The organism is Microcella putealis, assembly GCF_004216575.1.
GTDB lineage: Bacteria > Actinomycetota > Actinomycetes > Actinomycetales > Microbacteriaceae > Microcella > Microcella putealis.
Map to the genome: position 1 here is coordinate 252,761 of NZ_SGWW01000001.1, position 13,644 is coordinate 266,404.

Here is a 13,644-nt window from a genome sequence, read left to right on the forward strand (position 1 = left end):
GGGGATGGATGCACGCCCCCGGTTCGCGCTCAGGGTTCGCTGTCGGCGGAGCGGCTTTCCGACCCGCCTGAGTTCCACCAGGCCCACCAGCGGGCGAGCCGCGCGGGGTCGGCGTCGAGCCCGTAGGACGCCAGATACTCGGCCTCCCACCCCGGGCCGTAGTTCCACTCGAGCGACTGCAGCCCCACCGCGAGGTCGAGGTGCCGGTCGGCGACGGCAAGTGCGCCGAGGTCGACGTGCGCGGCGAAGCGCCCGGCGTCGTCGAGCACGGTGTTCGGCGCGCACGCATCGCCGTGGCTGACGACGAGGTCGTGAGCGGGCGTGTCGGCGAGCAGCGCGTCGGGGAGCCGCCACGGGCATCCGTCCACGGGCAGCGCGTCGTGCAGGCGACGCAGGGCGGCACCGAGCGCGCGCACCGTCGCGCGGGGCTCGGCACGCCAGCGCTCGGCGACAGCGGTGGTCGCGTCAATGCGGGCGGTGAGCAGCCACTGGCCATCGTCGTCGGCTCCGGCGTCGAGCACGCGCGGCACGGGGTGGCGGTCGCCGACCCAGGCAATGCGCTCTGCCTCGTCGAGCGGGGTCGGCTCGCGCGGGTGATCGCGCACGATCTGGGCGGGCACGTGCTTGAGTACGGCGTCGCCCAGCGCCACGGTGAGGCCGCCGAGCTGGTTGCGCCACAGCGGCTCGGGGTCAACACCAGGGCGAAGTCGAGTCGCTAGGTCAGCGACCGCGGGCGGCACGCTGCGGTCGTCGAGCGCGAGCTGTGCGCGCAGACCGGGTGGGAGCGTAGCCCCTGCATCAGGCTGTGTCGCCCGCTCAGCGGCTCTCGGGGGTCGACCAGCCGCGCTCACCAGCGCCCGAGGGTCGTCGACAGCACCGCGAGAGCCGCGGGCCCCGCGGTCGAGGTACGCAACACCGTATCGCCGAGCAACACGGGGCGCGCGCCCGCCGCGGTGAGGGCGCCGAGCTCGTCGGAGCTAACGCCCCCCTCGGGCCCGACGACGAGCAGCACCTCTGCGCTGAGCTCGTCCGGATTGAGCGCGCTCAGCCGCTCAGTAGCCGTCGGTTCGAGCACGAGCACCGTCGTGCCCTCGCTCGCGGCCCGAGCCAGCAGCTCGCGGATCGTTGTGATCGCCGACACCTCGGGCACGCGCGGCCGGATGGCCTGCTTCGACGCCTCGCGCACGATCGCCTGCCACCGTGCCCGTCCCTTCTCGGCCTTCGGGCCCTTCCAGACCGACACGCTGCGGGCGGCCTGCCACGGCACGATCGCGTCGACGCCGAGCTCGGTCGCCGCCTGAACGGCCAACTCGTCGCGGTCGCCCTTCGCGAGCGCCTGCACGAGCGTCAGGCGCGTTGCGGGGGCGGGATGCGCATCCACCCTGTCGAGGACAAGCGCGACCCGATCGGGCGCCGCGTCAGTGACGCGGCCGAGCGCGATCGTGCCTGCGCCGTCGCCGACGCGCACGGTTTCGCCGACGCGCAGCCGCGCCACCGTCACGGCATGCCGCGCGTCCGGGCCAGTGAGCGCCACCTCGTCACCCGCCGAAGCGCAACCAAGCGCGAGGCTCTCGTCGAGGTAGAAGTGCGCCACGCCCGCGACGCTACAGGTTCAGAAAGCGGTCGCGCAGCTTCGAGAACAGGCCCTGCTGGAACGTCGAGAACTGCGGAGGCACCGGGCGGCGGCTCTGCGCGAACTCTTGAATGAGCTTCGTCTCTTTGCTGTTGAGGCGCACGGGCGTGACCACCTGAATGCCGAGCTTCAGGTCGCCGCGACCCGAGCCGCGCAGGCGCGTAATGCCGCGCTCTTTCACCGTGATGACCTCGGCGCTCTGGGTGCCGGGCTTCACCTCGATCGACACGTCGCCGTCGAGCGCGGGCAACGTCACCGTCGTGCCGAGAATCGCGTCGGCCATCTGAACCTCGACGGTCGCCATCAGGTCATCGCCCTGACGGCTGAAGGTCTCGTGCGTCTTCACCTTGATCTCGAGGTACAGGTCGCCGTTCGGGCCACCGGCGGGGCCGACCTCGCCCTGACCGGGTAGCTGAATGCGCAGGCCCGTGTCGACGCCTGCGGGGATGTCGACCGGCACGTTGCGGCGGGCGCGCACCCGGCCCTGACCGGCACACGAGGGGCAGGGGCTCGGAATGACCGTGCCGTAGCCGCGGCACGAGCCACACGGCGACGACGTCATCACGTTGCCGAGCAGGCTGCGAACGGTGCGCTGAATCTGGCCGGAGCCGCGGCAGATGTCACACGTCACCGGCTCGGTTCCGGGGGCACAGCACGAGCCGTTGCAGGTCTCGCACAGCACGGCGGTGTCGACCTCGAGCGTGCGGGTCGTACCGAAGATGATCTCGTGCAGTTCGACCTCGACGCGCAGCAGGGCGTCTTGCCCGCGCTCACGCCGCGAGCGAGGGCCGCGCTGCGACTGGCCGCCGCCGAAGAAGGTTTCGAAGATGTCGCCGAAGCCGCCGAAGCCCGCACCACCCATGCCGCCCGAGCCGCCCAGGTCGTACTGCTGACGCTGGTTCGGGTCGCTCAGCACGTCGTACGCGTGGGTGACCTGCTTGAAGCGCTCGGCGGCCTCGCCCGACGGGTTCACGTCGGGGTGCAGCTCGCGCGCGAGCCGGCGATAGGCCTTCTTGATCTCGTCGGCGCTTGCGTCGCGCGCCACACCGAGGGTTTCGTAATGATCTGCCACGGGGCTGTTAGTCCTCACCCAGCAGTCGGCTGACATATCGCGCCACCGCGCGCACCGCTGCCATGTTGTTCGAATAGTCCATGCGGGTCGGGCCCAGAACGCCCAGCCTCGCCGATTGGTCTGCGCCCATCCTGTACGCGCTCGTCACGACGGCCGTCTCGCTCAGCGCTTCGGTGTTCTCGCGGCCAATGCGCGCGGCCACCGACTGCTGATCGAGTTCCATCTCGCCAAAAAGCTTCAGCAGGGTGACCTGCTCTTCAATGGCCTCCAAAACCGGATACACGCTGCCGGCAAAGTCGCCCTCGGTGCGCACGAGGTTCGCCGCCCCCGCCATGACGAGACGATCTTGGCGATGCGCATCCACGTGGCCGACGAGCGCCTCCGCTACGACGCGCACGGCGTCGCGGCGTTCGGGCGCGAACTGTTCGCTGAGGTCGCCGGCAAGGTCGCCCACCTCGGCGAGTGCGCGGCCGTCGAGCAGCGCGTTGACCTTTGCGCGCAGCTCGCCGATGAAGACCTCGTCGGCCTCACGCGGGAGCTCGATGATGCGCTGATCGACCCGGCCCCCGTCGGTGATGAACACCGTCATGAGGCGCGTCGGCGTCATGGGCACGAACTCCACGTGCCGCACGCGTGCGTTGCCGAGCGTCGGGTACTGAACGAGCGCCACCTGGTTCGTCAGCTGGCTGAGCAGGCGCACGGTGCGCGCAAACACGTCGTCGAGGTCGACCGATTGATCCAAGAACTGCGTGATCGCCTGACGCTGACCGGCGCTCAACGGCCGCAACTCGGCGAGCTGGTCGACGAAGAGCCGGTAGCCCTTGTCGGTCGGCACGCGGCCCGACGAGGTGTGGGGCGCCGTGATCAGCTCTTCTTCTTCGAGCAGTGCCATGTCGTTGCGAATCGTTGCCGAGCTCACCCCGAACTGGTGGCGCTCGACGAGCGCCTTCGAGCCCACCGGCTCGCGCGACGACACGTAGTCCTGCACGATCGCCCGGAGCACCTGCTGAGCGCGTTCTGACACCATGCGAGGCCCCCTTTCGTGATCGCGTCGATGTGTCGCCGGCGCCGAATGTGCCCGGCGCCCCGCGGGGGCGCCCTGGCACTCGCCGACGATGACTGCCAATTCTACCGCGGCGCGCGGCACGGAAATCGTTGCCACGGCGGTGCGCCCCGAGTACCGTCGGGACTGTGTCGGCAGCGGACGGATGCTCGTCTCCCGCCCGCGACGACACGGTCATGCTCCACCCCGGGTAATCATTCGCACCGTTCGAGCACTCGAAAGGCAGTTCACCCCATGACTGACACCCCTCCTCCCCCGCCGCCCCAGGGCGCATCCACCTCCGGCGCCGCGCTCAGCGAGTCAGAAGACCGTCAGTGGGCGTCATTCGCCCACCTCGGCGGCATCATCGGCCTGCTGCCGTCGCTCATCATCTACCTCGTGTTCAAGGATCGCGGCTCGTTCACGCGCCAAGAATCGAAAGAGGCGCTGAACTTCCAGATCACGATGGCGATCGGTCAGATCGCGATCTTCATCATCAATTCGGTCCTCACCGCGGTGACCTTCGGCATCTGGGCCTTCATCGGCTGGATTCTGCCGCTGGCGCTCTGGGTGCTGTCGCTCATCTGGAGCATCATGGGCTTCAGCAAGGCGAAGGACGGCGTGGCCTACCGCTACCCGATCGCCATTCGCCTGGTGAAGTAACGCCCAACCGCGTCCACGACGGGGCTCGGCCACTCGGCCGGGCCCCGTCGTGCGTTCCGACACGGGCGCGGGTCTCGCCCGCGCAGGCTGTCTGGGTGTTTACTGGGCACATGTCTGACGCGCCTCCCCCGCCCCCCGCCAGCCCCTACTCGGCCGCGCCGCAGCCCATGCGCCCCGAAGACGAGAAGCTGTGGGCCACCCTGATTCACGTCGGTGGCATCTTCTTTGGCTTCATCCCGTCGCTGATCGGCTACCTCGTGATGAAAGACCGCGGTCCGTTCGTCAAGGGTCACGCGGCCACTGCCCTGAACTTCCAGCTGACGATGCTGATCGCCTCGATCGTTGGCGGCATTCTCACGCTGGTGCTGATCGGGTTCCTGATCATCCTGGCCGTGTCGATCGCCATCCTCGTGCTCTCGATCATCGCGGCGCTCGCCGCGAACCGCGGCGAGATGTACCGCTACCCGCTGTCGATCCCGTTCATCAAGGACTAGACGGTCTACAGGTCGTTCGGCAGCAGTCGACGCACCACCCCGTCGGCGAGCAGGCGGCCGCGCGGCGTGAGCACGAGGCGCCCGCGGATCGCGAGGTGCGCATCCACCAATTCGTCGGCGATGAGGCCGGCGACGGCGGTGCGTCCCTCGGCATCGAGCACGTCGATCGGCAGCCCCAGGGCGGTGCGCGTCTCGAGCAGCACGCGTTCGACGCGGCGCGTCTCGGGGTCGAGTGTTTCGCGGCCCGCCGCCGGGCTCTCCCCGACCGCGAGCCGCTGCGCATAGGCGGCGGGGTGCTTGACGTTCCACCAGCGCACGCCCCCGACGTGGCTGTGCGCGCCCGGGCCGACGCCCCACCAGTCTTCGCCCGTCCAGTAGGCGAGGTTGTGGCGCGATCGGTGGTTGTCGTCGCGCGCCCAATTGCTGACCTCGTACCAGTCGTATCCCGCGGCGGCGAGGCGCACATCCAGATGCTCGTACATGTCGGCGTGCAGGTCATCGTCGACGGGCGGAACCTCGCCGCGGGCGATCTGCCGGGCGAGCTTCGTGCCCTCCTCAACGATGAGGGCGTAGGCGCTCAGGTGATCGGGCTCGGTTGCAAGGGCGGCGTCGATGCTCGCGTCGAGGTCGGCGAGACTCTCGCCGGGGGTGCCGAAGATGAGGTCAACGCTGACCTGCAGGCCGGCATCGCGGGCCTCGGCGACCCGGCGCGGCACATTCGCGGGGTCGTGCGTGCGCTCGAGGGTGGCCAAGACGTGCGGCACCGCCGACTGCATGCCGAGGCTCACGCGGGTGAACCCCGCAGCGGCGAGCTCGGCAAAGCCCGCCGCGTCGATCGAGTCAGGGTTCGCCTCGGTCGTCACCTCGGCGCCGTCGGCGAGGCCAAACGCGTCACGCACGGCGTCGAGCATGGCGGCGAGGTCACTCGTGGGTAACAGCGTCGGGGTTCCCCCGCCGAAGAACACCGTGCTCGCGGGCCGGCGCGGCAAGCCCGCGGCGTCGAGCACGCGGGCGGCCAGCATCACCTCGCCGATCGCCTGGCCCGCGAAGTCGGCGCGCGAGGTGCCGCGCACCTCGTCGGCCGTGTACGTGTTGAAGTCGCAGTAGCCGCAGCGCGCCCGGCAGTACGGCACGTGGAGGTACGCCCCGAAGGCGCGGTCAGCCGCACCGTCAACGACGCTCGCTGGCAACGCCCCGTCGGCAGGGGCGGGGTCGGCGATGGGAAGAGCGCTCGGCACCGCCCGATTCTGCCAGGCGGAGGGCCCATGATGGCCGAGGGGGCGCAGGCATCCGCCGTAGCCGCCGCACCGAACATAAGGGCGTGGCACTCGTGCGAGAGATTCCGAGCGACGTCGACGTCGTCATCGTCGGTGGCGGGCAGGCGGGGCTCGGCATGTCGTACCGGCTGAGTGAGGCCGGAATCGCGCACATCGTGCTCGACGACCGCGAGCGCACGGGCGATGTGTGGCGCGAGCGCTGGGACAGCCTCGTGCTGTTCACCCCGAAGCGCTTTGCCGCTCTCGCGGGGAGCCCCCTCCCACCCGAGGCCGACCCGTATCCCACGCGTCTGCAGATCGCCGACTACCTCGAGCAGTACGCCGCCGATCACGCCGTGCCCGTCGCGCACCGCACGCGCGTCACCCGCATCGCCCGCGCCGAGCCGACGGGCCGCGATTTCCGCGGACGCTTCGCGATTCAGTACGAGCGGGATGCGCATCCCGGCACAATCACCGCCCGCTCGGTCGTCATCGCGAGCGGCCCGTTCCAGTACCCGCGCGTTCCCCGTGTCGCGGCGGGGCTTGACGACGCCGTGGCTCAACGGCACTCGAGCGCGTACCGCACACCGAGCGATCTTCCGGCGGGCCGCATCGCGGTCGTCGGCGGCGGCAATTCGGCAGCTCAGCTCGCCACCGAGCTGGCCACGGGGCCGGGTGCTGCGGAGCGCACCGTGACGATGATCGCGCCCGCTGAACCGTGGTTCATTCCCGAGAAGGTGGCGGGCCTCAGCGTCTACTGGCCGCTGTCGCTGTTCGGCATTCTCGATTCGCCGGCCGACAGCCGCATCAGCCAGTACATCCACTCGCGCGGCGACGGCATTCTGGGCACCGAGGCGAAGAAGCTCGTGCGCCGGGGGCAGCTCGGGCTGAGAACCAGCCGCGTCGTGGGGGCCGCGGGCCGCGCGCTCGAGCTCGCCAACGGCGAGCGCGTCGAGGTGGACGCCGTGCTGTGGTGTACCGGTTTTCGGGCGCACTACCCCTTCGTCGCCGTCGAGGGCGCCCTGACCGAGCACGGAGGGCCGCGGCACGACCGCGGCATCTCGCCCGTTTCCGGGTTCTACTGGATCGGCCTGCCGTGGCAGAGCCGGCTCGACTCGTCGATTCTGCACGGCATCGACGCCGACGCCCGCGAGCTGACCGCGGCGATCGTCGACGCGCGTGGCACCGACCCCGCCCTCGCCTCTGCGAGCATGGGGTCGTGACCACGATTCTTTGGGATGTCGACGGAACCCTGCTGCTCAACTCGTTCACCGGTGGTGGCGAGCTCTACCACGTGGCCGTCGAGCGGGCCGTCGGCCGCGAGCTGTCGCCGCCCCTGCCGCGCACCCACGGCAAGACCGACGGGCACATCCTCACCGACATCCTCGAGCACTTCGGCTTCGACGCGGCGCAGTGGCACGAGGCCGCCCGCGACTCGCTCGACGCGCTGTCGGTGGAGCGCGCGAAGGCGGGCGATCGCCGAGAAATCGCGCCGGGCATCCGCGAGGCGCTCGATCAGGCGGATGCGCGGGGCTGGGTCAACGCGCTGTTGACCGGCAACAGCGCCACCCGCTCGCGCGTGAAGCTCGACGGCTCAGGTCTTGGGGCCGAACGCTTCGACTGGAGCCGCTCGTTCTTCGGCGCGACCGCGTCCGAGCGCAGCGAGATCACGCGGGCGGCCCGCGAGGCGCTGCCCGACGAGACGCTCGTCATCATCGGCGACACGCCGCGCGACGACGAGGCTGCCGTCGCGGCGGGGATTCCCTTCATCGCGGTCGCCACGGGAGTGTTTTCCGCCGAGGAGCTCAGCGAGACCGGTGCGATTCTCGTCGTGCCGACCATCGAGGGGCACCTCGACGCGGTGCTCGAGGCGATCGCGGGACTCTAGGCGCCGAGCGCTGCGGGGACGGTCTGCACGAACCAGATCTGGGTCATGCGGAACACCATGATCGCGACCGTGACCCCGACGACGCCGATGATCAGCGTGGCCCAGCGACTGCGGTCGATCAGGGCCCACACCACGCCGCCGATGACGAGCAGCAGCGCCACGACCAGGTACAGCCACCACTCGACGATGTCGCCCGTCGGCGCGTTTCCGACGAGCGGCTGCACAATGCCGACGACCACCTGAGCGATCAGCAGCAGCGCGAGCAGCACACTGCCGAGCACGGTGATGTCGTCGGGTCGGCGGCCGATGCCACCGAGCGCGAGGGCGATCACTCCCAGCGCTGCCGCCGCGACGATCTGCACGACGCCGAACCACTCGATCACGCGCGACTCCTTACTGCGGGAACCCCGTCAGGATACGGCCCCGACCCCGCTCAACGCTGAGCAACGCGACGAGACGGCCGGCCGTGTCAACGGCGGCGACCGGGGACGCATCGGGTGCGTCCAAGCCGTCAAGCTTCTTGCCGTGAGCGAGGTCACGGCTCTGCTCGTCAGAGGTGCGGAGGACGGGAAACAGGCGCGCCGCGACGTCGGCCGGCGACGCGAGCAGCGACGCGGCCGAACCGTTCTCGCCGGCGGTCACCAGCGCATCCAGGGTGATGGCGATGGGGTCGGTGACCGTGAACGGGCCGACCCGCGTGCGGCGGAGTGCCGTCAGGTGCCCCCCGACGCCAAGGGCGCGGCCGAGGTCGCGGGCGAGGGCGCGAATGTACGTGCCCGAAGAGCAGTCGACCACGGCGTCGACCTCGATCGCATCGGGGGCGCGGCGCACGGCCTCGATACTGAAGCGCGACACGGTGACGCGGCGGGAGGCGAGCTCGACCTCCTCGCCCGCGCGCACACGGTCGTAGGCGCGGCGTCCGTCGACCTTAATGGCGCTGACCGCGCTCGGCACCTGCTCGATCTCCCCCGTGAGTCGGGCAACCTCGGCCGCGAGGCGCTCGTCGGTGACGGCGGTGAGGGCCGCCGCGGAGGCGGGCGCGCCGAGCACCTCACCCTCGGCGTCGTCGGTCGTTGTCGCCAAGCCCAGGCGGATCGTCGTCGTGTACTGCTTGTCGAGGCCCACGAGGTACGTCAGCAGACGCGTCGCAGGGCCGGCGCCGAGCGTGAGCAGGCCCGTGGCCGACGGGTCGAGCGTGCCCGCGTGGCCCACCTTGCGGGTGCCGAGCGCGCGGCGGGCGCGGGCCACGACGTCGTGGCTGGTGAGGCCTGCGGGTTTGTCGACGAGCAGCAGGCCAGAGATCACGGTGATAACGCTACCGGCTCGATCTAGGCTGGTCGGGTGCGCGTGACCGTGATCGGAGCAGGGGCCGTCGGCGGTGCACTCGCGGCCCTGCTGGATCGGGCAGGGCACGAGGTGAGCGTGACCGCGCGCGGCGACCACGCGGTCGCCCTCACCGAGTCGGGGCTCACCCTCGACGGCGGCTTTGGCGCGCACCGCGCCGGGGTTGCGGTCGTCGCACGCGTGCCCGCGGATACCAGGCTCGTGATCGTCGCCACGAAGGCCAACGACACCGCCGCGGCCCTGGCAGGCGTCGACGTGCCGAGCGGATGCCCCGTGATGGTGCTGCAGAACGGTCTCGGGGGCGACGAGCTCGTGCGCTCGGTGCTGCCGGGCAGCCCGGTCGGCGTGGGGCTCGCACTCTTCGCGGCGAGCCTCGTCGGGCCCGGCCGAGTGACCGTGACGGCGGCAGCCCCGCTCGTCATCGGCGGCGACGCGCGCTCCGTCGCCGTCGCCCTGCCCGTGCTGCGCGCGGCGCTGCCCGAGCGGGTCGACGTCAGTGCCGACATTCGCGGCGCCCAGTGGACCAAGCTCGTCATCAACCAGGTGAACGCGCTGCCCGCCATCACCGGGCTCAGTGTGCAGCAGACGGTCGCCGACGACCGCTTGCGCCGAGTGCTCGGCGCCGCCATGGCCGAAACCGTGGCCGTCGGCGCGGCACTCGGGGTGAGCTGGCAGGCGATCGGTCCGGTCGACGCAGCGGCCCTCCGCCCGCTTCAGGCGCCGGGCGCCGAGGGCGTGGCCGCCGGTGAAGAACTTGCGCGGATGCTCGCGCGGGGAATGGGGGACGTCCCGAATCCGGCGTCGATGCTGCAGAGCATCCGTCGGGGTCGCGTGACCGAGGTCGACCAGATCAACGGGGCCGTCGCCGCGGCGGGGCGGGCCGCCGGCGTCGCGACGCCCGTCAGCGACGCCATCATCGCCCTCGTGCACGAGGTCGAACGCACCGCCGCCTTCGTCACCCCCGCCGACGCCGCCACTCGCGTGTCAACAACTCAGGACTAACGCGCACTCGACTGCCGCGCCATCGTTCGCGTGGCGAAACCAGCGCCGTTAGTCCTGAGTTGTTGACACGCGCTGTCGGCGGCTAGCCGCGCAGGGCCGAAACCGCGAGCCAGGCGAGCACGCCGAAAGCAATGCCCCACAGGATGATCGAGATGATCTGCCAGATGATCACGCGCTTCTTGTCAGCGCCGATGCCGACCATCATCGCGGAGGTGATCTGGCTCGGCAGGATCGTCTGACCGAGCAGGCTCACGCCGGCCACGCCCCACTTGTCGAACGCGCGCAGGAAGCGCTGACGACGCGGGCTCTGTTCTGTGTCCCGCTTCGCCAGCCGGTCGCGGGCGCCACCCGTGGCGAGCACCACGACGGTCATCGACACGATGTTGCCGACGATGGCGGCGATGACCGCGAGGATGGGGAACATTCCCACGACGATGCCGAGCGGGCCTGCCCCGTACGACTCCACGAACGGGATCGCCCCGGCACCCATGACCACCAGCCACTGCCACACGGGATCAACGGACGCGGTGAACTCTTGCAGCTCGGCAAGCCTGAAATGTGTCTCCTCGGGGATGCTGGCGGTCACCGGGTGCGGCGACACGACAACGCTATCGAGGCAGCGGAGGCATCCTCATCCGCCTCGGGGTGGACTCCCCTCCCCCGCGCGAACGACTCGCACCCCCGAGTGAGGTGTCAACAACTCAGGACTAACGCGCACGCTCACCCGCAACACCAGGCGTGTCGAGTGAACCCGTGCGCGTTAGTCCTGAATTGTTGACGGCCGCGGCGGAACCGGAGGGTTCCGGCCGCGGCCGCCAGGGGTGCGCGAGTCGCGCGAGTCGCGTGTTCCGCTAGAGCATCGACTTGGTGTGCCAGACCGTCTTCGTCTCGGTGAAGGCGGTGATGCGCTCGAGTGCCGGCGCGGGCACGCCCGCGACCGGGGCGAGCACGCGCTTGAGCGTCTCCGCGGCCGACAGCTGCAGCTCGACCCAGTCGATGTCACCAGCGCCGGCGAGGTCGAGGGCGTTCACGTCGGCGTGCGAGGCGAGCCACGGCGCCATCTCGGCGGGCGAGCCGGTCAGCACGTTGATGACGCCACCCGGCACGTCGGAAGTCGCGAGGACTTCGGCGAGGCTGATCGCCGACAGCGGCGCACCCGTGTTCGGCACGACGACGACGGTGTTGCCCGACACGATGATCGGCGCGACGACCGCGGCAAGGCCGAGCAGCGAGGTGCCGACGCGCGCCTGCGGCGCGATCGCCGCGACCACCCCGGTGGGCTCGGGCACCGACAGGTTGAAGTACGGCCCCGACACGGGGTTGCCGTTGCCGGCGATCTGCGCGTACTTGTCGGCCCAGCCGGCGTACCAGACCCACACGTCGATCGCGGCGTCGACCTGCGCCGATGCGGCGGCCGTGGTCACGCCCTCGGTGCGGCTGATCTCGTCGACGAACTGCGCGCGCCGACCTTCGAGCAGCTCGGCGATGCGGTAGATCACCTGGCCGCGGTTGTAGGCCGTGGCCCCCGCCCAGCCCGTCACGGCGGCGCGAGCGGCCACGACGGCGTCGCGGGCGTCTTTGCGCGAGGCGAGCGCGGCGTTCGCCACGAATTCGCCCGCCTGGGTGGTCACCTCGTAGGTTCGCCCCGACTCGCTGCGCGGGAACTTGCCGCCGATGTAGAGCTTGTACGTCTTCGGCACGGTCACTCGGCTCACTTCGCCACCGCCTTCTTCGTGGTCTTCTTGCGACCGCCCGCGGCGGTCGTCGTTGCGGATGCGGCGCTCGCCATGATCGCGGCGGGCGCTTCCCAGCCGGCCGACTCGAGGTACGCGGCGAGCCCCTGGCGGCCACCCTCGCGGCCGTAGCCCGACTCTTTGTAGCCGCCGAACGGCGACGCCGGGTCGAACTTGTTGAAGGTGTTGGCCCAGACGACGCCCGCGCGCAGGCGGTCGGCGACGGCGAGCATGCGCGACGCCTTCTCGGTCCAGATGCCGGCCGACAGGCCGTACGGGGTGTTGTTCGCCTTCGCAATCGCCTCGTCGGGCGTGCGGAAGGTCAGCACCGACAGCACGGGCCCGAAGATCTCTTCGCGGGCGATCGTGTGGGCCGCCGAGACGCGCGTGAAGATCGTCGGGCGGAACCAGAAGCCCTTCTCGGGGATCGTGCAGTCGAGCTGCCAGCGCTCGGCGCCCTCGCTCTCGCCGGTGTCGCTGAGCGTGCGAATGCGCTCGAGCTGGGCCGCCGAGTTGATGGCACCGATGTCGGTGTTCTTGTCGAGCGGGTCACCGAGGCGCAGCGTCGACAGGCGGTACTTCAACTTATCGACGACCTCGTCGTGGATGTTCTCCTGCACGAGCAGGCGGCTACCGGCGCAGCAGACGTGGCCCTGGTTGAAGAAGATGCCGTTGACGATGCCCTCGACGGCCTGGTCGATGGCCGCGTCGTCGAACACGATGTTCGCGGCTTTGCCGCCGAGTTCGAGGGTGAGCTTCTTGTTCGTGCCGGCAACCTGGCGGGCGATCATGCGGCCGACGCCGGTCGAGCCCGTAAAGGCGACCTTGTTGACGTCGTCGTGCGTGACGAGCGCCTGGCCGGTCGCGCCGGGGCCGGTGACGATGTTGACGACACCGGCAGGAAGCTCGGCCTGCTGCAGGATCTCGGCGAACAGCATCGCGGTGAGCGAGGTGGTCTCGGCCGGCTTGATGACGACCGTGTTGCCGGCGGCGAGCGCGGGGGCGATCTTCCACGCGAGCATCAGCAGCGGGAAGTTCCACGGCACGACCTGCGCGGCGACGCCGAGCGAGCGCGGGTTCGGGCCGGCGCCGGCGTACTCGAGCTTGTCGGCCCAGCCGGCGTAGTAGAAGAACCACGCGGCAACGAGCGGCACGTCGACGTCGCGCGTCTCGCGAATCGGCTTGCCGTTGTCGAGGCTTTCGGCGACGGCCAGCTCGCGCGAGCGTTCCTGCACGAGGCGCGCGATGCGGAAGAGGTACTTGCCCCGGTCGCTGCCCGACATGCGCGACCACGTGCGCTCGTACGCCCGGCGGGCGGCGGCGACCGCGCGGTCGACGTCGGAGGCGTCGGCCTGCGCGATGCGCGCGATGACCTCTTCGGTGGCGGGCGAAATGGTGTCGAAGACCTCACCCGAGCCGTCGACGAACTCGCCGTCGAGAAATAAGCCGTACTCGCTCTTCAGGTTCAGGATCGCCGTCGATTCCGGCGCGGGGGCGTACTCAAGGAAGCTCATGGG

15 protein-coding genes are annotated in these 13,644 nt (G+C 70.5%); 5 read left to right on the plus strand and 10 right to left on the minus strand.

Annotation, left to right across the window (positions count from 1 at the left end; genetic code table 11):
- Positions 1–29: 29 nt before the first annotated feature.
- The 4 genes from EV141_RS01295 to hrcA all read right to left on the minus strand — a co-directional run bounded on the left by EV141_RS01295 (position 30) and on the right by hrcA (position 3,732).
- Complete coding sequence (locus EV141_RS01295) at positions 30–740, minus strand: phosphotransferase (protein WP_241968929.1); 711 nt, start codon at positions 738–740, stop codon at positions 30–32.
- Between the two features lie 107 nt (positions 741–847).
- Positions 848–1,594 (minus strand): 16S rRNA (uracil(1498)-N(3))-methyltransferase, encoded by a 747-nt coding sequence (locus tag EV141_RS01300; RefSeq protein WP_130484168.1) that lies wholly within the window; start codon positions 1,592–1,594, stop codon positions 848–850.
- 10 nt (positions 1,595–1,604) lie between these two features.
- On the minus strand, positions 1,605–2,705 hold the full coding sequence (dnaJ, locus tag EV141_RS01305) for a molecular chaperone DnaJ (RefSeq protein ID WP_130484169.1): 1,101 nt from the start codon (positions 2,703–2,705) through the stop codon (positions 1,605–1,607).
- A gap of 7 nt (positions 2,706–2,712) precedes the next feature.
- Positions 2,713–3,732: a heat-inducible transcriptional repressor HrcA gene (gene hrcA / locus EV141_RS01310; RefSeq protein WP_130484170.1), complete on the minus strand. Its 1,020-nt coding sequence runs from the start codon at positions 3,730–3,732 to the stop codon at positions 2,713–2,715.
- Between the two features lie 270 nt (positions 3,733–4,002).
- Here hrcA and EV141_RS01315 point away from each other — a divergent pair, with 270 nt between their 5' ends.
- Positions 4,003–4,410, plus strand: coding sequence for a DUF4870 domain-containing protein (locus tag EV141_RS01315; RefSeq protein ID WP_130484171.1), 408 nt, complete (start codon positions 4,003–4,005; stop codon positions 4,408–4,410).
- A 110-nt stretch (positions 4,411–4,520) separates the two neighbouring features.
- Positions 4,521–4,904 carry a DUF4870 domain-containing protein gene (locus EV141_RS01320; RefSeq protein ID WP_241968930.1) on the plus strand — a complete coding sequence of 128 codons (384 nt, stop codon included), beginning with the start codon at positions 4,521–4,523 and terminating at the stop codon, positions 4,902–4,904.
- A gap of 5 nt (positions 4,905–4,909) precedes the next feature.
- Here EV141_RS01320 and hemW read toward each other — a convergent pair whose 3' ends face one another.
- Positions 4,910–6,142 carry a radical SAM family heme chaperone HemW gene (hemW, locus tag EV141_RS01325; RefSeq protein ID WP_130484172.1) on the minus strand — a complete coding sequence of 411 codons (1,233 nt, stop codon included), beginning with the start codon at positions 6,140–6,142 and terminating at the stop codon, positions 4,910–4,912.
- An 83-nt stretch (positions 6,143–6,225) separates the two neighbouring features.
- On the opposite strand from hemW, the gene EV141_RS01330 reads away from it, so the two are divergent.
- Together EV141_RS01330 and EV141_RS01335 are read left to right on the plus strand one after the other, a co-directional pair.
- Positions 6,226–7,383 (plus strand): flavin-containing monooxygenase, encoded by a 1,158-nt coding sequence (locus tag EV141_RS01330; RefSeq protein WP_130484173.1) that lies wholly within the window; start codon positions 6,226–6,228, stop codon positions 7,381–7,383.
- Entirely contained in the window at positions 7,380–8,048 is a 669-nt protein-coding gene (locus EV141_RS01335) for an HAD family hydrolase (RefSeq protein ID WP_130484174.1), read from the plus strand. The genes EV141_RS01330 and EV141_RS01335 overlap by 4 nt, the downstream gene beginning before the upstream one ends.
- Here the strand turns inward: EV141_RS01335 and EV141_RS01340 are convergent.
- Together EV141_RS01340 and truB are read right to left on the minus strand one after the other, a co-directional pair.
- Complete coding sequence (locus EV141_RS01340; protein WP_130484175.1) at positions 8,045–8,431, minus strand: hypothetical protein; 387 nt, start codon at positions 8,429–8,431, stop codon at positions 8,045–8,047. The two genes, EV141_RS01335 and EV141_RS01340, sit on opposite strands and share 4 nt — an antisense overlap.
- Before the next feature lie 10 nt (positions 8,432–8,441).
- Positions 8,442–9,353, minus strand: a complete 912-nt coding sequence (gene truB, locus EV141_RS01345; RefSeq protein WP_130484176.1) for a tRNA pseudouridine(55) synthase TruB — start codon at positions 9,351–9,353, stop codon at positions 8,442–8,444.
- Positions 9,354–9,389: 36 nt separating this feature from the next.
- On the opposite strand from truB, the gene EV141_RS01350 reads away from it, so the two are divergent.
- Positions 9,390–10,394: a ketopantoate reductase family protein gene (locus EV141_RS01350; protein ID WP_130484177.1), complete on the plus strand. Its 1,005-nt coding sequence runs from the start codon at positions 9,390–9,392 to the stop codon at positions 10,392–10,394.
- Between the two features lie 82 nt (positions 10,395–10,476).
- Here EV141_RS01350 and EV141_RS01355 read toward each other — a convergent pair whose 3' ends face one another.
- The 3 genes from EV141_RS01355 to EV141_RS01365 form a co-directional block, all read right to left on the minus strand.
- Positions 10,477–10,995 carry a hypothetical protein gene (locus EV141_RS01355; RefSeq protein ID WP_241968931.1) on the minus strand — a complete coding sequence of 173 codons (519 nt, stop codon included), beginning with the start codon at positions 10,993–10,995 and terminating at the stop codon, positions 10,477–10,479.
- Between the two features lie 250 nt (positions 10,996–11,245).
- Positions 11,246–12,109 carry an aldehyde dehydrogenase family protein gene (locus EV141_RS01360; RefSeq protein ID WP_130484178.1) on the minus strand — a complete coding sequence of 288 codons (864 nt, stop codon included), beginning with the start codon at positions 12,107–12,109 and terminating at the stop codon, positions 11,246–11,248.
- Positions 12,106–13,641: an aldehyde dehydrogenase family protein gene (locus EV141_RS01365; protein WP_130484179.1), complete on the minus strand. Its 1,536-nt coding sequence runs from the start codon at positions 13,639–13,641 to the stop codon at positions 12,106–12,108. The genes EV141_RS01360 and EV141_RS01365 overlap by 4 nt, the downstream gene beginning before the upstream one ends.
- Positions 13,642–13,644: the final 3 nt, after the last annotated feature.

Bases quoted from the DNA above. Each gene is read 5' to 3' on its own strand.
- hrcA (WP_130484170.1), bottom strand. From the start codon at position 3,732: ATGGTGTCAGAACGCGCTCAGCAGGTGCTCCGGGCGATCGTGCAGGAC.
- EV141_RS01315 (WP_130484171.1), top strand. From the start codon at position 4,003: ATGACTGACACCCCTCCTCCCCCGCCGCCCCAGGGCGCATCCACCTCC.
- EV141_RS01320 (WP_241968930.1), top strand. From the start codon at position 4,521: ATGTCTGACGCGCCTCCCCCGCCCCCCGCCAGCCCCTACTCGGCCGCG.
- EV141_RS01365 (WP_130484179.1), bottom strand. From the start codon at position 13,641: ATGAGCTTCCTTGAGTACGCCCCCGCGCCGGAATCGACGGCGATCCTG.